Raw genomic sequence first — 21,695 nt, 5'->3', positions numbered from 1 at the left:
CGGGCCTTTTCTCTGTGTCTGTGCAGGTCGCCGCGCGCTGGGTGACTGGCGGGTTACTCGTCGCCGACCGCCGGACGTCCGGCGCGTGGTGCCTGCGAACGCCACTCTTGCAGATCACGCACCGTCCACGCTGGTTGCGTGCCCCGGCGTGTCTCACCCGGAATGGGCCGGCGCTTGCGGCCCTTCTCGAATGCGCCGAGGTTCATTTCCAGGACGTTCGCGGCGTTCTGCAGGCCGACGATCAGAGGGTCGGCACTGTCCGTCATGGACATTGCCTCATCCGCGGAGTTCTCAGGAACCACGGACAGATTGGCGGCTGGGCCGTCACCAGCGCTCTTGTCACCCTCCCCGGAAATGATCGAGAATGGTGCGGCAGAGCCGTTCTCGGCGTCGGCGTCGGCGGTCTGTCCGTCCCGGCGCTGTCCCGGGACACTCCGGGACGTCTGTCCTGGCAAACCCACAGATGATCCACCCGGGACGGACGTCCCCATGAGGGCCGCAAGGCGCTGCTCGCGTTTTTTGTTCTCCTTTTCGGCGATCGCCGCGCCGGCCGCCGCGAAAGCGCGGGCGTCCTCGGCGGAAACCTGGGCGAGCTGCACTTCTTTAATGTCATCCGGGCCGATTCCGAGAACAGCACGGCCTTTCTTGGAAAGATTCCTGATCTTCGCTATTCCGGGGAACAGCATCATCCAGGAACTGCGCGTCTGAGGGCCTGCCGCAATGCGCGCCATGCGCTGGTCCCGGCCGTCGGAGTCCAGGAAGACGTCCAGGTTGGCCTGCTGAGCCAGGTCGATGAGGTACATCGCCGCGGCCCTGGCCTGCCACAGGTTCAGCTTCTCCTGGCGCAGCGGCGGCGCCACGGTGCCCTTCTCGCCGTTCTCCTTCCACCACGAACGGATCTCCGAGACGAACGAGCCGCGCTCGTCGGTGAGCATGCACCAGGGCTGGAAGTAGTCCTCGGGGTTGTCCGCGATCTCCGGATGCCGCTCGATGATCTCGTAACGGCGCTGCATCTCCCGGTTGAACTCGTCGACGTGCTGTACCCAGCCCTCCACCGTCGTCTTGATCGAGATGTTGGGCAGGCCCCCGAACGCGCGCAGGTAGCCGATCCGCTTCGGGTCGTTGAGCAGCAGCCGGGCGCCGTTTCCGGCGGTGTGCGCCACGTACACGTTGGCCACGGTGGTCTTGCCCCAGCCGGTCGAGGCGGAGACCACGCAGTGCGGGGTGAGCGCCTTGAGCGGCAGCACTTCCCACTGCCCACCGACCGACTGGCCGATCGGCACCGCGTCCACCGGGTACGCCTGGTTCGCGGCGGCGTCGTACCAGACCTGCGCGGGCGGGCGCTTCGGGTGCGTCAGCTCGATGACCAGCTCGCGGTGCCGGTGGCTGGCCTCCCACGGCCCTTCGGGCAGCCGCGCCCGCGCCAGGTCCGCCACCTCCTGGATGACGGCCTTGTTGGTCAGCTCGGCGTCGAGCTTGACCCGCACGGTGGCGTTGTCCGCGTCCAGCGGCACCCGCAGCACGGGCACCGCTAGGGCGCCGAGCACGTGCTCCAGGCGGTCACCGATGCGCGGCAGCCGGCGCACCGTGCGCAGCAGGCGCGGGGCGACCGCCACCGGCAGCAGGGTCCACCGCAGTCGCGGCACTGCGATCCACGTCGCGGGGTCACGGTCGCCGTAGCCGAGCAGCCCGGCCGCACCGGCGGCGAGCAGCCCGGCCGCGCGGCGCAGCCCCCAGTCCTGCACGACGCGCACGACGCGGTGCACGACGAGGGCCACGAACCCGGCGGCGGTCGCTGACAGCGTGATGGTCGGGTACGCCACGACGGCCCACAGGTAGCCGGCGGCAGCCCACCGGACCGCCATCCGCTGGTAGCCGGGCATCCGGCCCCACCGGGTTCGCGGGAACCGCTCGCCGCGGAAGTTCGGGCGGGCCTCGGGCCGATCGGGTGCCCGGTACAGCCAGGTCGAGTCCCACGGACCGGGCCGCTCGAAGACCAGGCCGCCGGTGAGCAGCCGCCAGATCGGGCCGAGTACCAGCCGGGCGGGCGGCCAGAACAGCGCCAGGCTGCCGAGCACAATGCCCAGCAGCAGCCAGTGTCCGCCGGTGGTGGTGAACAGCCAGGTCAGGGCCGCGACCGCCGGGGACTGCGCGTGATCTGCGTGTTCCGGGTGGACGGTCGGACTGTGCTTCGGGGTCGGGGTTGGTTTCGCCAGGTTGATGACCATCTGTCAGCCCTCCGTTCCGGTCGTGGTGGTGGTCTTCTTCAGGGCGCGGCGCTCCTTCTCGCTCAGCCCGCCCCAGATGCCGAACCGCTCGTCGTGCTCCAGGGCGTACTGCAAGCAGGGCCGGCGCACCGGGCACCCGGCGCAGACCTGCTTGGCGGGAAGGGCCGAGGTGTTCTTGTCGGGGTAGAAGGCGTCCGGGTCGGACTGGGCGCACAGGCCCTCGTCGCGCCAGTCGCCGGTGCCGTACCCGCTGGTCATGACCTTCGTCAGGACCTGGGTAGCCGCGCCGGATGCCCAGCCGTCCGGCGTCCGGTGCCAGTTCCAGCCGGTGGGGTCGGTGTTCATGCCGCCGGCCGCAACGCGGTCGGGTCGGTCAGCGAGGATGGTGGTCACGACGGTTCCTTCCGGGTTCTGTCGGTCGACCGGGGCGGGTGTGCTTGGCGGCTGTCCGCCCCGGTCGGCGCGTTGTCGGGCTGTTGTGGAATTGCAGATTTCTACATCTGGTGAGCTGGGGTTTATGCGGCGATGATGAGGGCGGCGACGTAGAGCCAGCCGACATGCCAGCTCTGGTCGAGGGCGTAGGCGCCGGTGCCGAGGCACGGCTTGTCGTCGCGGTCTGGGCGCGGGGCGCCGAGCGTCCAGAACGCGCGGGAGCCGGTGCGCTGGGCCAGCCAGAACAGCAGTGAGCGGCGGTCCGCGGCGTAGTGCGTGATCGCGGAGACGGTCAGCCCTGCCGTCAGCAGAGCTGGCGCTGGGCGCCATCCGGTGGTCACGGCCAGGGCCAGCAATGCCACCAGGGCCGTCAGCGTGTACGTGGCGACGTGGGCAAGGCAGCTCCGCGCGCCTACCCAGCCGGGCAGTCCCTTGTGCGCGGCCTGGTGATCGGTCTGTATCCAGTGATCAGCCACGTGGTGAGCCGCGAACAGCGCCGCGAAAACGGCGGCCGCGGCGGCGAGTTGTGCGGTCACGGATCTCGTCCTTCCGGGGTTCGATCGGACCGGGGGTGGGTGTGCTTGGCGGCTGTCCGCCCCCGGTCCGCGCGTTGTCGGACTGTTGTGGGATTGCAGATTTCTACATCTGGTGACCTGCGAAGACGTGTCGGCTACAGCAGGGCGGGCTGGTCGTAGCCGTCCCGCTGGGGCGGCAGCTTCGGCCGTACGTGGGTGACGCCGTGCGCGCGGCCCGGCTCGGTGCGGCGCACGTTGTCGGCGTGCACCCGGTGCTCGCGGCCCTCGATGGTGACCACCACGTACGGGTGCTCGATCCGCACCACTTGCGCCCGCGGTTCGCTCCAGCAGATGCGCGGGGCGCTCAGGGTGCGCGGGCTCAGCCACACCGTCGTGCCCGGCCGCAGGTCGGCCATCAGAACCGCCCCCCGGCCAGCAGGCGCAGATCCACCGGACCGGCAGCGGGCGCGTCCGGGGCCGCCTGACGTTCCCAGTCCAGGTCGGGGGCCTCGATGTGCTCGCGGTGGCAGGGGCAGCGGCAGGCGTCGCCGTAGCACCCCGCGGTGCACATCTCGCAGCCCTTGACCGCCCACATCGGGTACACCGACGCGACCAGCACCCCCTCGTCGGAGGCGTCGGACAGCACGTCCCACGGCTCGCCGCAGACCTGGCACTCGTGCACCAGCCAGACCGCGGAGCCGTAGCGGGTTAGCTGGCGCCAGGTGTGCACGTGCTCGGCGTGATCGGTGCACCGGTGCGGCTCGTTCCACCGGGGCAGCTCGGCCGGGGTTGGGAGGATCAGCAGCGCCATCTCAGCTCACCTGCCGCACGGTCACGGTCTCGGCGGCCGGCGCCGTCTTCTTCGGGGTGGGCTTGCGGGCCGCCGCCTTCTTCAGTGCCGGCGCCGCGGCCGGGGCGTCGGGGGCCGGCGTGCCCTCGATCGCCGTCGCGGGGGTCACGGCGTGCAGCTCGGCGCGGCGCTGCGCCGTCATCTTGTCCCGCACGTCGTAGTACGTGCTGCGGTTCGCCACCACGCCGCGCTCACCCAGCCACGCCTGCGCCGCGGCGACGTCGTACGAGCCGATCGCGGAGTACGCGGCCTCGATTGCCTCGCTCTTGGTGAGCTTGCGGACGTCCTGGCCGTCGGCGGTCAGCAGCCGCGGCGGTGGGGCCAGCTCGCCGCGTACCCGGCTCAGCGCCTCCGCGGGGCCCAGGTTGTCGAGGTACGACAGTCGGAACGCCCGGCGGGTCTCCTTGGGTGCGAGCAGCCAGCGCAGCGCCGGGAACCGCAGCACCGGATAGGCGGGGCTCATGTCGCGGCGCAGCCGGCGCAGGATGGCGTGCCAGGTGCGCAACGCCGCGAACGAGAACCCGGCCACGTACAGGGCGCCGGTGGTGGGCCACCCGGCGGCTTTCGCGCCCAGGTAGTCGGCCAGGGCCGCGGCGGCGAGGAACACCGCCGTCCACAGCCGGTGGCCGACGTAGCCGTCGCGGGACAGTACGGCCCACAGTCCGAGGGCGGCGGTGGCGAGCATCCCGCCCTGTAGCGCCAGGTAGGTCGCGGCCAGGCCGGCGCCTTCCAGGTGCATGTAGTGCTGGCCGAACGCGATCTGGCCGCGGAACGTCAGGTACTCGATCGCGGCCATTACCGCGGCGAATCCGATGAACGCGACGACGCCGACGGCCATCGTCTTCGAGGGCTTAACCTTCATGGGATCGGTCTCCGATCGGTCAGGCGGGGGCGCGGCCGAGGCTTTCCAGGGCTCGCAGGCCGCGCCCCACGCGAAATCACCAGTCGACGTGCTCACCGCGCTGTTGCGCCATCCGGCGCAGGATCGCGGCGCCCTCGCTGGTCGTGTCCTTGTTGCCGTCCTGGTCGATCGGGCCGGTGTAGCCCGAGTCCCGCAGGTCGTGGAGCTTCTTGTCACGTTCGGTCTCGGGACTGCGGTCCCAGTTCCTGCTCTTGGTCATCAGTGCTCCTCCCAGTCAGCCGTCGCAGCGGCCCTTCTCTTGCCAGAACGATACCAACATGGACCATCTTTAACAAGGGATGCGGATCAGCTTGGTACATGATGGCTGAATGGGAGGTTGAGCCATCCTGGGCCAAATCCTGTACAAACGTGTGCCAGGATGGCCTCATGCCCGCCGACCCGATTCGCCTAGACGAGGCCCGCACCCGACTCGCCGATCTCGTCACGAAGCGCCGCCAAGCCCTCGGCCTCAGCGTCCGCGCCGCAGCCGAAGCCTCCGGGCTCTCCCGCATCACCTGGGGCGCCCTCGAAGACGGCAGCCGCCGAACTGGTGATAGCAAGTTCGCCGGCATCGAACGCGCCCTCAAGTGGGACAGCGGCAGTGTCGCCGCGATCCTCAACGGAGGCGACCCAACCCCCGTCATGGAGGACACCCCGCCCCCTGGGCCAGGCGACGCCCTACGCAAGGTCATGAATTCCGACGACCTCACCGAAACCGAGAAGCGGCAGATCATCCGGTTGTTGGTCGCCGAGCAACTGGCCGAGGAACAGGCTCGCGCCGCACGAGAGGCGGCACGAGCGGACGAGTTGATCGACATGGTGCGAGCGCTACGCAGTGGCGTACCCGAGCAGTGAGCGCAGCCGCCTCTACTGCCGTCCAGTACAGACGCGCCGGTGATGCGGCTGCTGTGACACTGCGTTAGCACTGCTATCAGTCAGCGCCGCCGGGCGGCGCCCTCGTCGTGGAGCTGCTGGTACTGACGCGCCCGGGGGTAGCGAGCCGCGCGATCGGTGTAGGGGCGGGACTCGCTGTCCACCGTGGCGAGCAGGCGCGCTGTCGCCGGGTCGCTGGGTCGGCGGCGCATCAGCAGCCGCGCCGGCGGTTGCGGGCCTCGGCCTGGCGGCGCGCCTCAGCCATCGTGGCCAGGCGCGCCGCCTGGTTACGGCCGATGACCTCGTCGTGCTGCGTACGGAGCTGGCGGTCCGACATACTGGATTCCTCCCTGGAAGTGCTCTGCCGCGGGCAAGGCGGCGGGGTTGTGGGACGTGAGGGCCGGGCCTGGCAGGGCGCCGGCCCTCACGCGTTGCTGACATCTCCGGATTGGCGACTACTGCGCTGACGCTGTATTCGCTGTTTCCGAGTTTACTGCACCAGCGCAGTAAACCAGGATGAGTTTCCGCAGATAGTGAGCATGGAAGGCGAGGTTAGTTGCGGCGCCGCGGCCGAGCCGTGTCCCAGGTCTTCACCGTGCGAGGACGCCAGGCTGGGGAGCGGCCGAACATCCGATCCGCCTGCGGCGCTTGCTCCCGTGCCACATACGAGCGCCAGGTACCAGGCGACACACCCAGGAAGGCCGCGCAGTGCTCTACCGTCCACCAGTCGGTGGGCAGATCCGCGGGGTCGACACGAGTAACCATCGCCCGCACCGTACCCCAGAGATACAGCGCTGGTGATGTAGCCACGTCGTGCTCACGGTGGGAGAATCGACACCCGCCGACAGGTTACGCAGGTCTCCATCGGAGGGGCCGGCGCTAGACACCAGCGGAGGTGAGAACGCCCCCGGTGCGAGCCGCCCAGACCGCGACGGCCCGCACCGTAGAAGTTCGGATGGAGTTTTTAAGAGACGGCCCCCGGTAAGGGGAATGTCAAGCGCTCGGCGTGACATGAAAAGGGTGACTCTCCAATAGGGGCGGTTGCTAGGTTTCGGTAACCGACACCATTGACGTCGGTGCCTGTCGGTAAGCGGGGGGGAGGAGGGCCATTCGGTGAGCCGCCCGGAACGCGTGCTGACCCCTGACCGGTCCCCGCAACACCGGTTCGGCTACGAGCTGCGCGCGCTCCGCAAGGCCCGCAGGCTCTCGCAGGACACACTGGGCAAGCTTGTGCACGTCAGCGGGGATCTGGTGCGGCTGATCGAGCTGGGCGAGCGTCAGCCCACGCAGGCCTTCGCCGAGAGCTGCGACCGGGAGCTGAACGCGCCCGGCGTCCTAGCCCGCCTGTTCCGGGCCGTTGAGGAAGCCACCGACAGCCGCCCTGATACCGACAACACGGTTGTCGGTATCGGCAGTGCCGTCTCTCATGGGCCGGACCACCGGTCGGATGAAACCATCCCGGTGGAGATGCTGACACTAACCGGGGAGACCGTTTCGTTGGCCATCAATCGCAGGGCACTCGTCGGCGGCGCGCTGGGAATTCCGGCTGTCCTCTTTCTCGGCGGGGCAACCGCAGTCGCCCCGACCATGGCGGACGGCACCCTGTCCGACGTGCTCCACAACATGAGGCAGATGCGAACGCTGCTGGCGATGCAGGACAACACCTTCGGGCCGGGCGCGGTGCTGCCCACCGCCGTGCACCAGGCGTCCATCCTCCAGCAGCTCCGCCAGGCCGCCGGCGGCAAGGCCCGAGACGATCTGATCAGCCTGCAGTCCGCGTACGGCGAGCTGTGCGGATGGCTGGCCGATGACCTGGGCGATCCTCGCTCTGGTCAGCATTGGATCGACCGGGCACTCGAATGGGGTCATGAGTCCGGCGACACCGCGCAGACCGGGTACGTCCTGATGCGCAAGGCGCAGCGCGCCGCGGACGCCGATGACGCCGCCGCCGCGGTCGGACTCGCCCGCGCGGCCGTCCGGTCCGGTGGGCTGCCCCAGCGGGTCGTGGCCGCGGCCCGCCAGTATGAGGCGCAGGGCCACGCACTCACCGGCGACGACGCCGCATTTCAGGAGGCGATCGAGGCCGCGTACAACATCGTGGCGCACGTCTCCGCCAACGGCGATGAGTCGCGGGCCGCGTGGTGCACTCCCGCGTACGTCGCCATCCACGAGGCCGCCGGCCTGATGCGCCTGCATCGGCCCGAGCTGGCCGCCGCCAAGTACGAGGATGCCCTCGCAGGCTGGTCGAGTGACATGCATCGTGACTTGGGCATCTATCGAGGCCGTCTCGGCGCGGCCTACGCCGCGGCACGCCAGCCGGAACCGGCCGCCGCCGCAGGCAGAAGCGCCCTCGCCATCGCCCAGCGCACCGGCTCCGGGCGCATCCTCGCGGAGCTGCAACCGCTCGCCACGGCGCTGGCGGAATGGCGGTCCTCACCCGCAGTGCGAGACTTCCTCGCCGAACTGAGAGCAGTTGTCGCGGCTCGTGCCACCGGCCCCGGCGCCCTCCCGCCGACTACGATGGGAAGATCATGACTCGTCCATACGTGCTGCTGAGCTGGGCAATGTCCGTCGATGGCTATCTCGATGACGCCACGCCGCAGCGGTTGTTGTTGTCCAACGCGGACGACTTCGACCGGGTTGATCAGGTGCGGGCCGAGTCGGACGCCATCCTCATCGGCGCAACCACCATCCGCAGGGACAACCCCCGCCTGCTGGTCAACTCCGACCAGCGGCGTGCCGCCCGAGTCGCGCAGGGCAAGCCCGAGTACCCCGTCAAGGTCACCCTGACCAGCAGCGGCATCGACGCCGGCCACAAGTTCTTCCACACCGGCGGCGACAAGCTTGTTTACGCATCCAGCCCGGCCTTCGACAAGGTGCGCGCCGAGCTGAACGGGCTGGCCACCGTGGTCGACGGTGGAGACCCGATCGACCTGGGCGCGATGCTGGACGACCTCGGCGGGCGCGGCATCGGCCGGCTGATGGTCGAGGGCGGCGGCACGATCCACACCCAGTTCCTCACGCAGAACCTGGCTGATGAGATCCACCTGGCGATGGCGCCGTTCTTCGTCGGCGACGCCACCGCACCGCGGTTCGTCCAGCCCGGGTCCTTCCCGCAGGACGTCGCCCATCGCATGGCCGTCGAGGAGGTCCGCCAGATCGGCGACATCGTGCTGGTGCGCTACCTCGCCAAACCCGTCCCCGCCTGACGTGCCCGACCTCGATCACGACAGGTGGATGAGGCGGGCAATCGAGCTGGCCTACCGCTCGCCAAATTCGGTGACCGCCTTCGCGGTCGGCGCGGTAATCGTGACCCCAGAGGGCCAAGTCATCGCGGAGGGATACTCCCGGGACGACGACCCGCACGTACACGCCGAAGAGTCGGCCCTCATCAGAGCGGCCGGCGATCCGCGACTGGCCACGGCCACGCTCTACAGCACCCTGGAGCCGTGCACGGCCCGGCACAGCCGGCACGTGACCTGCACCAATCTGATCATCGCGGCGGGGATTCCCCGGGTCGTCATCGCCTGGCGCGAGCCCGACATCTTCGTCACCTGCGAAGGCGTGGCCACACTGACCGCCGCCGGCATCGAGGTGATCGAGCTGCCCGAGCTGGCCGACCTCGCCCGCGGAGCGAACGCCCATCTCGGGCTGTAGCGCCGCGATGATGGTGATCTGCTGGGGTGATCGCTGACCGGGCCCGCACCTGTCATGCGGTGGCCCTGATTGCCGGCCACGCGCGGCGAATCCGATCCCAACCGAGGACGGGGCCCCTCGCATGGAAGCTGCCTCGCGGAAAGTCCGCGAGGCAGCTAAGGCTTGTAGATCTTGAAGGAGGAGTGTCGGGGGTAAGCCGTCAGGGCTTCTTCCCTCGCCGGGTCAGCCGCCAGTCACAGACCTAGCGTCGCACGATCAGCTCAGTCGCGGCAGTTTCACCGGCTGGTGCAGCCTCAGTGCCGCAGCTCAGTCACCGAAATCGTTGGGGGCTTCGCTACAGGCGGGCGAGGGTGGCCTCGATGTCCTTGGTGAGCAGGTACAGGTCGAGGTTTGCGCCGTCCTGGGGATCGAGCGGGACGAAGCCAAAGCTCTCCCACCAGTTGTAGGCGTCGATATTGAGCGCGTTGACGACGACCGCGCGGCACGCCGCCTTGTGGTTCAGCTCGACCGCGGTGGCCAAGACGTGTTTGACCATCTGGGTGCCGAGGCCCATCCGGGCAACCGTGCGGTCGGTGGCCAACCGCCCAAGCAACAGTGCCGGCACCTGCGCTGGTGCGCCCTTGGCGAGAAGTGGTGGCGAGGCCGAGCGGTCGATAGACGTCATGGTCAGCGTGGCATAGCAGACGACACGGTATTGGTCGTCTGCTATGACCCAGGTAGCGGCCGTGTTGCCCTTGCGGTTCTGCCCGGCATAACGGCGTAGCCACTCGTCCAGGGTCGGCTCTCCGCAGTTGAATCCCTCGCGGATGTGCTTGCCGGTATCCAGCGGTGCAGGCCGGTAGAACTCCACCTCAGTCGAGCCAGGAGAACTTCGCCGGGCGCTCCAGGGCGGCCGCGAGGCGTTCGTTGACCTGGGCCGGCCGGGTCAACGCTTCCTCGAACGCGGCGGCGGCATCGGGAGACAGGTGGATGACCTCGCGGTCGGCGAGCACCTGATCGGCCATTAGCCGCGCGGCCTGCAGCACGAATGTGGACAGGTTCAGGTGCGCCACGCTCGCGGCTGCTTCTAGCCGCCGCTTCGCCGCCGCATCCACGCGGACCTGGAGTCGGTCGTCTCGCGTCACAGTCATGTACTTACAATGGCAGTACATCGCGTTGAGAGTCAAGGATGTGTTCGAAAATTTAGGATCACATACCCCTTAACTACTGATTCGTACAGACCTCAACTCCGCTGTCTGCTGTCCTCATGACTGATCCGTCGTCTCATCCCCAGGTCGATCATGAACACGGAATGCGCCCGCCTTGTCGCCGATTGTGATCTAGGGAGACCCTAGCTAGAGTTAGAGCATGGCCCCGAAAATGACGCTGCAGACCCAACTGGTGCTGCGCGCGCTGCTGGAACACCCCACCCGGGAGTTCTACGGCCTGCAGATCAGCCAGGCCGCCGGCCTGGCCACCGGCACCATCCACCCGATCCTGGCCCGGCTCGAAGGACTCGGTTGGCTCGACTCCCGCTGGGAGGACATCGACCCGGGCGCCGAAGGCCGGCCCCGGCGCCGCTACTACCGGCTCAGCCCCGACGGCGCCGAACAAGCCCGGCACGCCCTGGCCACCGCCCGGACGCCACTTTCCCGATTGCTGCCCGGCCTGAACCCCGGCCTCGCCCCCCGCGGAGGCCCCGCATGAGCCCCGTCCGTGTCCAGCGCGACCCCACCCGCGCCCTTGTCCGCGCTCTTGTCCGGACCCTCGAGCGTGCCCACGACCTCGGAAACGACCTCGTCTACGCCCCCGCACCCGCCCGCGCCCACACCCTCGACCTCGCTCTCGCCCGCGCCCGCACCCTCGGGCGAGACCTTGCAGACGACCTCGACCGCGCCCGCGCCCGCACCCTCGCTCTAGCCCGCGCCCGCACCCTCGGGCGAGACCTTGCAGACGACCGCGCCCGCACCCTCGGGCGAGACCTTGTAGACGACCTCGCCCGCGCCCGCGACCGCGCCCTCGCCCTCGCCCTCGACCTCGACCGCACCCGCGCCCGCGCCCTCGCCCTCGTCCGCACCCCCGCCCTCACCATCACCCGCGCCCGCGACCGCGCCCACGACCTCGCCCACGACCTCGACCGCGTGTATGACACGGCGGTTTGTTTGATGGAGGTACTGCAGGACACCGCTCTGTGCTCGGGGGCGGCGAGGGCGCGGCCGGTGGTGCCGGTGGCCGCCGCAGCGCGGCTCGCGCACCAGGCGGTGCGGGTGTTGCCGGCCGCGTCGCGGGCCCGCTACCAGGCCGAGTTCGACTCAGAGCTGTACGAGCTGGCAGCGGCCCGCGCGTCACGGTGGGCGCAAGTCGCGTACGGACTGCGGCTGATCGACCGGGCCTGGGTACTGCGCGCCGAGCTGCGCGAGGCCGCCATGAAGCGGGTGCCGTCGTGATGAAGACCGTCACCGCGGCCGGGACCGGGACCGGGCTGGCCGGGCTGGTGACCGCAGTGGCCGGCGCCAGCGGGTACGCCCTGGCCGGATTCGGGCTGCTGCTGCTCGCCGCAATGGCAACGACCTGCTGGGTGATCGCCGACCGGGCCCGCACCCGTCACGCGGTAGCGCTGATTGCCGCCACGCGAGGCGAATCCGCCGCGCACGCTCCCCGCACCCGAGGCCAGCAGTAGGAGCCCGCAGGGCACCTACTGCTGCATGACCGGCTCTGCTGACGCCCCGCTGGCATCGGCACGTAATGCGGCGACGTCACGTCACTCCAGCCGGCGTCGGCCATGCGGCCCATGTCGGCCGGTCTGGCGCTGCCATTGGGGATGAAGGACAGCTCGTGCCTCGCGGAGTGAGAACGATTTCCCGGAGTCTGCTTGATGACAGGGCAGGAGCGATAGAGTGTGCCCAATAGGGCGGAGACGGGCCCAGCACCGCGACCCGTCCCCTAATCGAGGGCCTCTCTGGCAGTGCTGTCTAACGGCGGCTCCCGGAGCTAGGGCCCTCGACTTCTGTCCTGGACGGGGGAGTAACGTCATCGCCCCTTCCAGGAAATCTCCCAGATGTTGATCATCCGTTATGTGACTTGGATTACATAGCGTAGAGGATAAGGGCCCAGTACGGAGGGGCGTCTCCAAGAAAGACGTCTCTGCCTACCGGGCCCTCGGGCCTAAGTCTCTTTCCTTGCGAAGAAGAAGGCGATTACTGCACCGGCGATCCCCATCATCGCCGTAATGGTGCTCTGCCACTGGGTGAGACTTTCGGGGGTCACCCCGATCACGATCAGGATGAACTGACCCAGAAATGTCAGGCCGAGAAGTATCACCACGGAGCCGGCCAGCCACATGCGTACCCGGTCCGGGTGCCATCTGACGGCTGGGTCAAGGCGGACCGCCGGCCCTTCCCCGGGGGGGACGTCTTCAACAAGGGGGATCTGCGCCTCGCGCGGGTCGTCACGACCGGGTTGCCGGGGCGGTGACGAACCGGATGCGATGAAGGCCGGCCCGTCCCAAGGGGCGACGTCCTCAACAAGGGGGATCTCCGCCTCGCGCGGGTCGTCGCCACGAGGTGTCTCGAAGGGCAACCCTGGGGCTTGCCCTTCGTGGGCGGGCTGGATGTTCTCAGACTGCTCATCGTCGCGGATAGCCATGGTCTGCCTCCGTTCAGGAAGTCCAGCCCGTCCCCGGAGGGTTGGAACGTGGACTGCTACTTGCACGGAAGCCCCGTTAGACGAACCGAAGCTACATGTTCAAGCGCCCAACCGACAAGTTCTGATCAGTATTTGGGCTAGTTACGATCAACATGAGGTATGGTTCAAGTACGGGAATAATCCACATCCCGTGTTGTCAGGGAGGACTTCGACCGTCATACTGAAGACTTCGTCAACCGCTGAGACAGGGTCGCTCCAGCCTCTTGGACCTCCCTACTCACCCCAAGCCTCAAGCCACCACGAGGAGGTCGAGCCAAATGTTTGCTCTCCGAAGTGCCAATCGCTATCCACATGGCAGGACGGCTTGGCATCACACCCCACCCAAGGCGACCTGATCGGAGACTGACGATGAGCGTCCTAGACACCACCCAGGAGGCGGGCATTACCCGGACACCGGACAAGGACACGGAACGTCCTGCTACGGAACGGCTCTCCGTCAACATCTCGGCGGCCACCGCAAAAGATCTACGCCATATGGCCAAGTCCAAGGCCATCACCGTGACAGAAGTGATTCGCCGCGCCGTGGCAGTACTCAAGCTGCTGGAGGAAGCGCAGGCCGAGGGAGCCGAAATCCACCTGGTCCGCAAAGGCGAAAACACCACACGTCAATTGCACCTCATCTAGCACAAGACCCCCCGCCGAGCTACATCGGAACACGCTGACGCGAAGAAGCCAGGTCCGGGAAGTCCAAGCCGAGAACCCGGCTCCGCGTCGACCAACCGGTGAAGAACAAACCGAACCGATGGGGGCAGCCCCGCGCGCTGCCCCCATCGGGAGTAGCTGTAAAGGGGGACCCAAGCAACAGCCAGCGCACCGCCCCTTCCCACACCACCCGGTGCGCCGGGCAGACAACGATCACGGGCCTGGCCGTCCTATCGGAAACGGCGAACCGCGTCGTACGTGCGGCGAGTATCGATCAGCACGCCCGCCGCGGCGTGCAACTCCAGCAACGCCGCCACATCGGCCCGGGACCACGGCGGCAACTCCCCACCGCTCACCCGCGGCGCCAGCGGAACGCCGGTCGTCACGTAGCCAGCCACCGCCGCGGCGAACCGGTTCGCGGGCCGCGATGTACGCGATCCTCGCCTGCACGTCCTCCCGCTCGGCCCTGGTGCTGCCCATACTTCCCAGCTTACCGATCATCCGTACACATGTTCGATCCACAGGCTGTGGACAGCGCGAATGACGGACACAGGCGTCACCGGCGCGAGCAGGCGTCGGCCCGGACGTAGCCGCCGCACCAGGCCGGCGCCTCCACCGCGACGATCTGCCAGCCGTTGTCCTCGCGAGTCTGGAACCGCCACGTGTACGCCTGGCTGCGGTAGCTCTGACCGGCGCCCTGCCAGTGGGCCGACACGTCGACGGTCACCTCGGCCACGCCGTCCGCGATCGGCCCGACGGTCAGCGAGCTGAAGTCGAGCTTGGCAGGCGGCGGATCGGTGCCGCGCATGGCATCGCGGTACGTACGCCACTGGGTGAGCAGCTCGTCCTGGGGCTCGTCGTCAAGGACCGGCAGCAGGCCGGCGTCGTTGTCGTAGCCCAGCGCCATCAGGTAGATGTTCGCGGCGGCGTCCGGTGACGGCGCCCCGCGGCTGGCCGCGATCGTCGCGCGGGTTAGCAGTGCCAGCGGGACCCCGACGATCGAGGCGCCACAGATCAGCAGGGTGGGCAGCAGCACCAGGACCAGCCAGCGCCGGCGTACGGACCAGCCGGCGAACCGGGTCGCGGTGCGCTGCTCCCAGCGCTGCCACCGTCGGGCGATCGCGGTGAGTCGTTCCCCCATGAGTCGAGTGTGCAGCGATCGGTCACGGGCGAGGACCTGGCCGGATGGCAGGGCCCTCGCCCGCGCCGCGCCGATGGCGCTGCTGCTCCTCCGGCCCCACCTGCACGCGTGCCGCGGCCGACCGGGTGAGGAAGTGTCCGCGTCGACGCCGCCCCACCCTGCCAGGGGCAGGTCCGTAGCGGCGAGGGGGACGCGTACAGGTGGCTACGACCCTCTTGCTCGCGGCGACACACCGACGACAACCGCGGCGAGCTTGACGAACTTCTCCGCGAAGTCCAAGGCGTACAGGCGACGCTCCTCCCCACACGCCAGAGCCAGCAGTCCGAGCAGCCCGGCGAAGACGACCAGAACCAGCGCAGGCAGAGCACCGGCAACCGGCTGGACGACAGCTTTCACCGCAGGTAGCCAGGTTGGCGCCATCACGACCCCCTACTCCAAAACTCTTCATAGGGTGCATGGGGAAACCCCACTACCCGCCGCCTTGTGGTAGCCGGGCACGCTGGTATTCACGGCCGGTCTGGGTCGCGGTGGCGCGCAACCACAACGCCCACCACGCCAGCCGCCAGCCATGCAGATGCCCGCGGTGCTCGCACCATTCCTCACGCCACCGCTCCCGAATCTCGACCGGTAGCTGCCGCAGCGCGCTACGCAGCAGAGCCGAGATCAGCCAGTTCGTTCTGCCCGCAGCCACCGGCAGATCCACGGCGTCGCGGCTGCGGCTGCCACGTCCCCATCCGAAGATGCTCTTCAGCCACTCGCTCGGTCGCCATCGTTGCTCGTCGCTGTCGACGACGACGGCGGCGACGACGACGGGGTTGATGAAGGCGACGGCGTCGCTCTCGTCGTCACTGTCATCAACAGCCTTGCTAGCCACGACGGCGGCGGCCACAGCGACGACGAGAGCGACGACGGCGATGCCAGGGATAACGGCACCGCCGATAACCCAAGCATCGGCGATGACCGCGGCGATGACGGCCGCTACGGCGACGATGGCGGCGACGACGGCGACAAGGCCAGCGACGACGGCGACGATGGCGGCGACGACGGCGACAAGGCCGTGTACGGCACGGGGCCCGTTCACGGCATTCCTAGCTGGACCTGTGGATGGACTGGCGTGGGAATGTCTGACGCAGGTATACCAAGCGCCTGCTGAGCAGTGCTCAGCGCCGCGCGAGCTGCTTGCGCCCCCGCACCGGTCATCTGGTACATCCGCCGCCGGGGGCGCTCAAGTACCGCCGCGTCTTCCTGCTCCCAGTAGCTCTGCACCCAGTCGGCCGCCTCCAGCCGGGCCAGGATCGGGTAGATCGTCCCGGACGGGAAGCCCGACTCTTGCGCCAGCTTCAGCCCGTAGAAGGATCCAGTCGGGTCCTGCAACATCAGTCGCAGCACCGCCGCCGTCGGCAGCGTGATCCGCGGACCCTCCCGTTTCCGACGCAACGCCATGCACACAGGCTACCCCAAAACTCTTCATAGCCTCTCGAATCTGCTCAACCCCGACACATCCCGTTCAGAAGCCATCAGGCCAGGGTTCTGCATTTCTGCATTTCTGCATGCCCTAAGCTGCTGTTATGGCAAATCCCCCCGTGATCGCTATCGAACAGGGCAAGGGTGGCGTGCTGAAGACCGCCACCGCTGTCGCACTCGCCGAGGCCGCCGCCGAGGCCGGCGCGGACGTTCTGCTGGCCGACTCCGACCCGCAGGGCTCAGCGGTGCGCTGGCACCAGCTCGCCGAGGCCACCGGACGGCCCCTGCGATGCACCGTGGCCGGTATCGCGTCGCGGAACCTGGCCACCCGACTGCCGGTCATGGCCGCGGCGTACGCGATGGCGTTCATCGACGGCCCGCCGGTCCGCGACGAACTGATCGTCGCGGGCATCGAGGCTGCGGACCTAGTGGTCATGCCGGTGCCCCCGAAGAAGGGCGACATCGACCGGGTGCCCTCACTGCTGAAGGCCGCCGCGAACGCCGGCAAGCCGGTCCTCGCCGTACTCACCTTCACCCGCCCCGACACCCGCCAGGCCCTCGAAGCCCGCGAGGCCCTGACCGACATGGGAGTGCAGGTCGCGCAGACCACCATCGCCTACTCCATGCCCGTCGCGGACATGTACGGCGCCCGGCCCCGCGGCAAGCTCGCCGCCTACGGGCGTGACCTGCTCGCCGAAGTCCTCGACGTCCTCGGCGCGCCCGCGGCGGCGGCATGACCGGGCACCAGCGCGAGCAGCAGGCGAACCTGAAGAACCGGTTCGCGGCCCTGCTCGGCAAGACCGACGAGGCGCCGCCGCCGGCCAAGTCCGCCGCCCCGGTCAAGGCCGCGCCGGTCAAGAAGGCCGCCGACAAGCCGGCCCGGCGTCCTCCCGGAGCTCCGCGGCCAGCGCGGCCGGCGCCGACGCCCAAGCCCGCGGCGCCGGCTGCCACCATGCCGATCCGCCAGGACACCACCGACGAGGCCCGCCCGAAGCGGCTCATGGTGCCGCTGAGCGTCGACGAGGACAAGGCGCTCAAGGAGTACCGGCTCGCCGACGGGTTCGCCGCCGCCGCCCGGGTGCGGGCGATGCTCCAGCTCTACCGCACCGACGAACGGTTCCGGCGCCGCGTGGACGACACCGCGCGCCAGATGCGATGACCGTCAATCGGTCGGTGTCGATGGTTTTGGCGGAGCGCCTCCGTTCAGGCGCTGCAAATTCAACGATCTCTGTCGATGATTTTGCCGTGTCCCCGGTTTGCCACCGGTGCTTGTCCCCGGTTTTCCGCCGTTGTCCCCGGTGCCGGTACGGCTGCCAGGGACAAGCATTTTTGCAGCTCAGCGTGCCTAGCACAGCGATCTGTCCCCGGTGTCCCCGGTAATCGCCATCTGGCACACGTACGCGCGCACGTGAGAGAAAAACCATCGACTTTCTTCAATCCTGTTCCGGTTTGCCTGCCCGACTCGCCGGGCAGGACCTCGAATCGATCTCCCTGGTTTCGTACGGTGAGCGCATGCAGGCGGCATCTCGCCCACACCAGCCCGGGCAGGCCCGGCCGGACGGCCACGTCTGTCAGTCGTTCACTGGCAGAACGCGGGCCCGGCGGTACGAGAATGACCCGCAGTTCGCGCTCAAGTACCAGCGCGATCCCTGGTGCTGGGCGCCCCATCTGGGATTCCACCGAGCGTCCGCACCCGACGTCCCCATCAAGCTCGAGGTAGGCGGCAGAGGGCCCAGGTACGTCGGGCCCAATTCACTCCATCGCCACCAGGCCCTAAGGCTTGGCTACGGGCTCGGCACCAGCACCCTCGGCGGCGGTATCCCGGAGTTCATCTGCCGCTTCTGCGAGATCGGTGACCATGTCCGGTTCACCGATGCCACTCCGTTGCGATCTTCGGTCATGCCGCCCGCAGCTACGAGCGGCTGCGCGAAGCGCGCGTGTACTGCCACGCCTACCAGGCCGTGCACCGCTCCACGTTCCGGCAGGCATACCAGCTCATCGCGCCGCAGCCAGCGCTGCTGGGGCCGTGGCAGCAGCTCCTGGACCGCGCGGCCACGGGCGCGGATGTGGCTGCTGCGGATGTCGCGTGGGCCCAGAAGATGGAACAGGCGGGCTGGCAACGCCGAAGCACGCCCCACGGATGGCGCGACTACGCCGCCGGCCGTACGTTCAATGCCCTGTACCGGACCAACCACGGCGGGGACAGCCGCGGTCTAGTTCAACTGTTCGCGCTCACCGCTCCGGATGAATCCGCGGCAAACCGCTGGCTTCAGGGTGTTGGTGAAGCGATCGCCGCCGCGGTTACCGAGCAGCAGATCGAACCTGTGGCCGCCACAGGTTGACCGACAGGGAAAGAAATCACTTCGGCTTCGGGATGGCTAGGCCAATGTCTTTGGTCACGGTGAAGCGGGCGGCCTGGCAGGTGGGGGTGCGCTGGGTTACGACAACCGGCTCGGTCAAAGTTCCGTCGACGGCAGTGCCGATCAAGGTGACGCCGGCGCAGCTTTCGTCCAGACCTGCTGCGTGAAGCTTCTGCGGTAACCCGGTGAGCACGACCGTGGTGGCCACAGGGCCAGAGATATGCGGGGGCTCGTCGGGTTTGGGTAAACCCACTGCAACGGCGAAGGCGATGATCGAGACAATAAGGATCCATCCACGCCAGCCGGTGATTCCGGCGCTGAGGTCCTGATACCGGGCTCGAGCCAGTTCGGTGCGGGCAAAAGAGGCAATCTCGACTAGGTATGGCCGCAACATTGCCTCGCGGGCGACCCCCTTTGCGTCCCCTTTGAGAGCATCGTCCACTGCCGCACGATATGCCCCATATAAGGCAGAAAGTGACTGGTGAGGAGGTGGCAAAAGCCACCGATTCGAGCTGATATCGAGATCGATGCGTAGCATCTCCTCGTCAGGTTCAGAGGCGAGCGTTATCCCTGTTTCACGGGCTTGCTGGGCGGTACGTGCCCTCAGCAGGTCATTGAGAGTGACGCGCCGGATCACCAGTACTGCGCTTGCCGTTCGAATGATCCAACCGACTACGGCAAGGGCTGCCACGAAAGCGATGGTGGCGATCACCAGGAGTGGCCATCGTTTGACGAGAGCGCCGATCGCACCGAGCTGCAATCCCGCAACTAGCACCGCCCCCACAGCGCCGGCCGCAACCACCAGCCACTGCGCTGCAGCTCGGATCGTGGCCGTCTCATCGCCCGCCGGAATCACGAAGGTAGACGATGATGCCGCGGCAGCGCCGGACTGAGGTGTCTCCGCCCCGTTTGTATCGGTACTCATCGATGTAGTCCCCCGTAGGACCAAGACACTTGAAGAATCTCTACTTTTGTACTACATTTGTTCCTACCGAAGTCGGCCTTCGCGCAAGGAGGTTCATGACGGTGAAGCTCAGTGCAGCGTTGACCAGGCGAGAAGAGGGCAGAGAGATGCTTGGGGACCGGATCGACCTAAGCCATGCCCGCGTTGTGACCATGCGCGACCTGAACCAGCACACCAGCACAATCATCGACGAGATCAATGCCGCAAAGGAGCCCGCTGTGATCACCAAGCACGGCCGCTTCGTCGCGTTGATCACGCCCCTGGCAGGGCGCCAGATCGAGTCAGTCGTGCTGGCCGCAGACCCGCAGGTACAGGAAATGATCGAAGAAAAGAACCGGCGAGAGGCCAACGGTGACGCCAGCGGCGTGTCGCTGGAGCAGGCGGAAGCGTGGCTACAAGATCAGTAGACGCTGCTGTGAATATCAATCTAGGACAAAACCCCTGACAGCGGGGCATGTCCCAGAGTAGTAAAAAAGCGTGGCTTCCTACCCAGTAAAGCTGGCCGACGGTCCGGACGAAGCCCTCAACGACCTCGCACAACTCCCTCAAGACGTTCGTAAGGAGCTGTTCGACGTCATGAGGACGGAGCTTCGCGTAGATCCCGAGATTAACGACGACAATGGTCGACTCGATGACAAGTGGCTTCTGCGCCGCGGCATCACCCGTGCCCGTGCGCAAGGACAGGCCCTCAGCACCTCCCAGCAACTAGCATCGAACTTCATGATCGCTTACCGCCCCTTCACCGAGATGGAACGCCAAGAACACAACGGGCAGGCCGGCTTCTACGTCTGGCGAGTGTGGCCAAACGACATGATCGCTGGACGCATGAAATCTGCCGCACCTTCGACATGAAGGCTTCAAGGCGTTGGTGAAGCGATCTTCTTCTTTCTCCCCTCGGGGACTCGTCATCGCAGAAGGCCAGCCCAGCCGGGCGAAGGAACGGCCTTTTACCCCCCCCCGCCAAGGCAGTCTCCACTCGAGGCGTGGCCGCTCGTGCCCACGGTTTTCGTCGACGGCGAAGAGGAAGCGCCCTGGATTGGGGGGCCTTGACCTGCTCCTGCGTCCCCGGCTTGTCGCGAACATGAGGGTCCGGTTTTCAGATGAAGGAACGTACGCTGGCAGTCGATCTAGGTTCTGAGTCAGGCTAGGGTCCGTAACAAGGCGGAAGGCCCCCCGCCGTCGCGAATCGATGAGGGGCCTTCCTTGGGCGGCCTCGTCGTTAGACGAGGCCGCTCCCCTTTAGGGCTGCCAGCAAGCTGACTACCGCCGTAGCCAGCTCGGCTAGCGCCACCAGTGTGGGCTGGAACCTTTCGAAGCGGCTGAGCTCGTGCTCAGGCTGCTCCTCGGGCTCCGGACCCTCCTCATGGTGCGTCCCCATGGGGGTTCCTCCTCTCTCGCTGGTGCCCCACGTGCCGGCGCCAGCCAGCCGAGGGAGGAAGATTTTTAGTTGTCAAAGCTGACAGGAGCTGACAGCACCCCTGTAAGCAAAAAGGGATCTCAACTGAGATCCCTTGAAGGGCAGCCTGTTGCTGTCTAGCTAGCAAACGCACAGCGCGCTCGGGGCCGCTCTGCGTCCCGCCTTCCGCGGGGGCTGCGAAGTATGAGTTCTGCCTTGGCGTTACCTTTCGACGACACGTGGGGTCAACGACCCGTCTGTCTGAATCGTTTATACCCCTCGCATTGGGCTGCACAGTAACCCTGGGAACGTCTTCCAAGAAAAAGCTATAGCGAGGCATAGGCAGAATTTTTGATCTTGTTGTGATTGTCCCTGTCCGAGTCTAACGAAGATCATTCGTATGTGGATGGTGGCGCGAAGCGCCGCCAGTCATGCTGAATTCTAGAAATCTGCTTTTGCAGATTTCTGCATTTCTACACTGTCTGAGCTGCGGTTTTGGCACAGCATCACATTCGATGGACATCCTCGGCGCGTAGCGCCGAGCTCCCTGGAGACGGGCGCGTAGCGCCCTCGATCCGCCAGGAGCGG

30 protein-coding genes are annotated in these 21,695 nt (G+C 67.5%); 13 read left to right on the top strand and 17 right to left on the bottom strand.

The features are described 5' to 3' along the window. Positions 1-53: 53 nt before the first annotated feature. The 7 genes from ACMCNO_RS34535 to ACMCNO_RS34505 all read right to left on the bottom strand — a co-directional run bounded on the left by ACMCNO_RS34535 (position 54) and on the right by ACMCNO_RS34505 (position 5,146). Positions 54-2,228 carry a hypothetical protein gene (locus ACMCNO_RS34535; RefSeq protein ID WP_412753959.1) on the bottom strand — a complete coding sequence of 725 codons (2,175 nt, stop codon included), beginning with the start codon at positions 2,226-2,228 and terminating at the stop codon, positions 54-56. A 3-nt stretch (positions 2,229-2,231) separates the two neighbouring features. Next, complete coding sequence (locus tag ACMCNO_RS34530; RefSeq protein ID WP_412753963.1) at positions 2,232-2,486, bottom strand: WhiB family transcriptional regulator; 255 nt, start codon at positions 2,484-2,486, stop codon at positions 2,232-2,234. A gap of 257 nt (positions 2,487-2,743) precedes the next feature. After that, the gene (locus ACMCNO_RS34525; RefSeq protein WP_412753958.1) at positions 2,744-3,196 is read right to left on the bottom strand and encodes a DUF3307 domain-containing protein; all 453 of its coding nucleotides are present in this window, start codon (positions 3,194-3,196) and stop codon (positions 2,744-2,746) included. Positions 3,197-3,330: 134 nt separating this feature from the next. Further along, complete coding sequence (locus ACMCNO_RS34520) at positions 3,331-3,591, bottom strand: hypothetical protein (protein WP_412753957.1); 261 nt, start codon at positions 3,589-3,591, stop codon at positions 3,331-3,333. Continuing rightward, positions 3,591-3,986: a hypothetical protein gene (locus ACMCNO_RS34515; protein WP_412753956.1), complete on the bottom strand. Its 396-nt coding sequence runs from the start codon at positions 3,984-3,986 to the stop codon at positions 3,591-3,593. Before ACMCNO_RS34515 ends, ACMCNO_RS34520 begins: the two co-directional genes overlap by 1 nt. Before the next feature lies 1 nt (position 3,987). Further along, positions 3,988-4,887, bottom strand: coding sequence for a hypothetical protein (locus ACMCNO_RS34510; protein WP_412753955.1), 900 nt, complete (start codon positions 4,885-4,887; stop codon positions 3,988-3,990). A 76-nt stretch (positions 4,888-4,963) separates the two neighbouring features. After that, complete coding sequence (locus ACMCNO_RS34505; protein WP_412753954.1) at positions 4,964-5,146, bottom strand: hypothetical protein; 183 nt, start codon at positions 5,144-5,146, stop codon at positions 4,964-4,966. A 167-nt stretch (positions 5,147-5,313) separates the two neighbouring features. Here ACMCNO_RS34505 and ACMCNO_RS34500 point away from each other — a divergent pair, with 167 nt between their 5' ends. Further along, positions 5,314-5,781 (top strand): helix-turn-helix domain-containing protein, encoded by a 468-nt coding sequence (locus ACMCNO_RS34500; protein WP_412753953.1) that lies wholly within the window; start codon positions 5,314-5,316, stop codon positions 5,779-5,781. Between the two features lie 229 nt (positions 5,782-6,010). Here the strand turns inward: ACMCNO_RS34500 and ACMCNO_RS34495 are convergent, their stop codons facing one another. Continuing rightward, positions 6,011-6,136 (bottom strand): hypothetical protein, encoded by a 126-nt coding sequence (locus tag ACMCNO_RS34495; protein ID WP_412753952.1) that lies wholly within the window; start codon positions 6,134-6,136, stop codon positions 6,011-6,013. 776 nt (positions 6,137-6,912) lie between these two features. On the opposite strand from ACMCNO_RS34495, the gene ACMCNO_RS34490 reads away from it, so the two are divergent. Genes ACMCNO_RS34490 through ACMCNO_RS34480 form a run of 3 tightly spaced genes read left to right on the top strand, consistent with a single transcriptional unit; the run spans position 6,913 to position 9,456 of the window. After that, positions 6,913-8,334, top strand: a complete 1,422-nt coding sequence (locus ACMCNO_RS34490; protein WP_412753951.1) for a helix-turn-helix domain-containing protein — start codon at positions 6,913-6,915, stop codon at positions 8,332-8,334. After that, positions 8,328-9,008: a RibD family protein gene (locus ACMCNO_RS34485; protein WP_412753962.1), complete on the top strand. Its 681-nt coding sequence runs from the start codon at positions 8,328-8,330 to the stop codon at positions 9,006-9,008. Before ACMCNO_RS34490 ends, ACMCNO_RS34485 begins: the two co-directional genes overlap by 7 nt. Position 9,009: 1 nt before the next feature. Further along, complete coding sequence (locus ACMCNO_RS34480; RefSeq protein WP_412753950.1) at positions 9,010-9,456, top strand: deaminase; 447 nt, start codon at positions 9,010-9,012, stop codon at positions 9,454-9,456. Between the two features lie 334 nt (positions 9,457-9,790). On the opposite strand, the gene ACMCNO_RS34475 is transcribed toward ACMCNO_RS34480, so the two are convergent. After that, on the bottom strand, positions 9,791-10,306 hold the full coding sequence (locus tag ACMCNO_RS34475; RefSeq protein ID WP_412753949.1) for a GNAT family N-acetyltransferase: 516 nt from the start codon (positions 10,304-10,306) through the stop codon (positions 9,791-9,793). Position 10,307: 1 nt separating this feature from the next. Continuing rightward, positions 10,308-10,586, bottom strand: a complete 279-nt coding sequence (locus ACMCNO_RS34470) for a DUF1778 domain-containing protein (RefSeq protein ID WP_412753948.1) — start codon at positions 10,584-10,586, stop codon at positions 10,308-10,310. A gap of 217 nt (positions 10,587-10,803) precedes the next feature. Between ACMCNO_RS34470 and ACMCNO_RS34465 the strand changes: the two genes are divergently transcribed. The 3 genes from ACMCNO_RS34465 to ACMCNO_RS34455 are packed head-to-tail and all read left to right on the top strand — an operon-like array spanning position 10,804 to position 12,115. Beyond that, positions 10,804-11,142 carry a PadR family transcriptional regulator gene (locus ACMCNO_RS34465; protein WP_412753947.1) on the top strand — a complete coding sequence of 113 codons (339 nt, stop codon included), beginning with the start codon at positions 10,804-10,806 and terminating at the stop codon, positions 11,140-11,142. Further along, a complete protein-coding gene (locus ACMCNO_RS34460; protein WP_412753946.1) occupies positions 11,139-11,882 on the top strand; it encodes a hypothetical protein in 744 nt (247 codons plus the stop codon). Before ACMCNO_RS34465 ends, ACMCNO_RS34460 begins: the two co-directional genes overlap by 4 nt. Beyond that, positions 11,882-12,115 (top strand): hypothetical protein, encoded by a 234-nt coding sequence (locus ACMCNO_RS34455; protein ID WP_412753945.1) that lies wholly within the window; start codon positions 11,882-11,884, stop codon positions 12,113-12,115. The genes ACMCNO_RS34460 and ACMCNO_RS34455 overlap by 1 nt, the downstream gene beginning before the upstream one ends. A gap of 485 nt (positions 12,116-12,600) precedes the next feature. Here ACMCNO_RS34455 and ACMCNO_RS34450 read toward each other — a convergent pair whose 3' ends face one another. Further along, positions 12,601-13,080, bottom strand: coding sequence for a hypothetical protein (locus tag ACMCNO_RS34450; protein WP_412753944.1), 480 nt, complete (start codon positions 13,078-13,080; stop codon positions 12,601-12,603). Positions 13,081-13,488: 408 nt separating this feature from the next. On the opposite strand from ACMCNO_RS34450, the gene ACMCNO_RS34445 reads away from it, so the two are divergent. After that, positions 13,489-13,764, top strand: a complete 276-nt coding sequence (locus ACMCNO_RS34445; protein ID WP_412753943.1) for a hypothetical protein — start codon at positions 13,489-13,491, stop codon at positions 13,762-13,764. Positions 13,765-14,012: 248 nt separating this feature from the next. On the opposite strand, the gene ACMCNO_RS34440 is transcribed toward ACMCNO_RS34445, so the two are convergent. The 5 genes from ACMCNO_RS34440 to ACMCNO_RS34420 all read right to left on the bottom strand — a co-directional run bounded on the left by ACMCNO_RS34440 (position 14,013) and on the right by ACMCNO_RS34420 (position 16,366). After that, a complete protein-coding gene (locus ACMCNO_RS34440) occupies positions 14,013-14,168 on the bottom strand; it encodes a hypothetical protein (protein WP_412753942.1) in 156 nt (51 codons plus the stop codon). A gap of 170 nt (positions 14,169-14,338) precedes the next feature. Further along, positions 14,339-14,923: a hypothetical protein gene (locus tag ACMCNO_RS34435; protein ID WP_412753941.1), complete on the bottom strand. Its 585-nt coding sequence runs from the start codon at positions 14,921-14,923 to the stop codon at positions 14,339-14,341. A gap of 204 nt (positions 14,924-15,127) precedes the next feature. After that, positions 15,128-15,319, bottom strand: a complete 192-nt coding sequence (locus ACMCNO_RS34430) for a hypothetical protein (protein WP_412753940.1) — start codon at positions 15,317-15,319, stop codon at positions 15,128-15,130. Positions 15,320-15,392: 73 nt separating this feature from the next. Beyond that, positions 15,393-16,004 carry a hypothetical protein gene (locus ACMCNO_RS34425; RefSeq protein WP_412753939.1) on the bottom strand — a complete coding sequence of 204 codons (612 nt, stop codon included), beginning with the start codon at positions 16,002-16,004 and terminating at the stop codon, positions 15,393-15,395. After that, the gene (locus tag ACMCNO_RS34420) at positions 16,001-16,366 is read right to left on the bottom strand and encodes a PadR family transcriptional regulator (protein WP_412753938.1); all 366 of its coding nucleotides are present in this window, start codon (positions 16,364-16,366) and stop codon (positions 16,001-16,003) included. Before ACMCNO_RS34420 ends, ACMCNO_RS34425 begins: the two co-directional genes overlap by 4 nt. Positions 16,367-16,491: 125 nt before the next feature. Here ACMCNO_RS34420 and ACMCNO_RS34415 point away from each other — a divergent pair, with 125 nt between their 5' ends. From ACMCNO_RS34415 to ACMCNO_RS34405, 3 genes are all read left to right on the top strand, one after another. Further along, a complete protein-coding gene (locus ACMCNO_RS34415; protein ID WP_412753937.1) occupies positions 16,492-17,124 on the top strand; it encodes an AAA family ATPase in 633 nt (210 codons plus the stop codon). Beyond that, positions 17,121-17,546, top strand: coding sequence for a hypothetical protein (locus ACMCNO_RS34410; RefSeq protein WP_412753936.1), 426 nt, complete (start codon positions 17,121-17,123; stop codon positions 17,544-17,546). Before ACMCNO_RS34415 ends, ACMCNO_RS34410 begins: the two co-directional genes overlap by 4 nt. A 778-nt stretch (positions 17,547-18,324) precedes the next feature. Beyond that, positions 18,325-18,729, top strand: a complete 405-nt coding sequence (locus ACMCNO_RS34405; RefSeq protein WP_412753935.1) for a hypothetical protein — start codon at positions 18,325-18,327, stop codon at positions 18,727-18,729. 16 nt (positions 18,730-18,745) lie between these two features. Here the strand turns inward: ACMCNO_RS34405 and ACMCNO_RS34400 are convergent, their stop codons facing one another. Then, the gene (locus ACMCNO_RS34400) at positions 18,746-19,672 is read right to left on the bottom strand and encodes a hypothetical protein (protein ID WP_412753934.1); all 927 of its coding nucleotides are present in this window, start codon (positions 19,670-19,672) and stop codon (positions 18,746-18,748) included. 95 nt (positions 19,673-19,767) lie between these two features. Between ACMCNO_RS34400 and ACMCNO_RS34395 the strand changes: the two genes are divergently transcribed. Both ACMCNO_RS34395 and ACMCNO_RS34390 read left to right on the top strand, forming a co-directional pair. After that, positions 19,768-20,118: a type II toxin-antitoxin system Phd/YefM family antitoxin gene (locus tag ACMCNO_RS34395; protein ID WP_412753933.1), complete on the top strand. Its 351-nt coding sequence runs from the start codon at positions 19,768-19,770 to the stop codon at positions 20,116-20,118. A 70-nt stretch (positions 20,119-20,188) separates the two neighbouring features. Continuing rightward, positions 20,189-20,563: a hypothetical protein gene (locus ACMCNO_RS34390; RefSeq protein ID WP_412753932.1), complete on the top strand. Its 375-nt coding sequence runs from the start codon at positions 20,189-20,191 to the stop codon at positions 20,561-20,563. The last annotated feature ends 1,132 nt before the right edge of the window (positions 20,564-21,695 follow it).

Source organism: Krasilnikovia sp. M28-CT-15 (genome assembly GCF_047159595.1).
Lineage (GTDB): Bacteria > Actinomycetota > Actinomycetes > Mycobacteriales > Micromonosporaceae > Actinoplanes.
The sequence above is the reverse complement of the archived record's forward strand: the minus strand, read 5'-3'. Positions and strand labels throughout refer to the sequence as shown.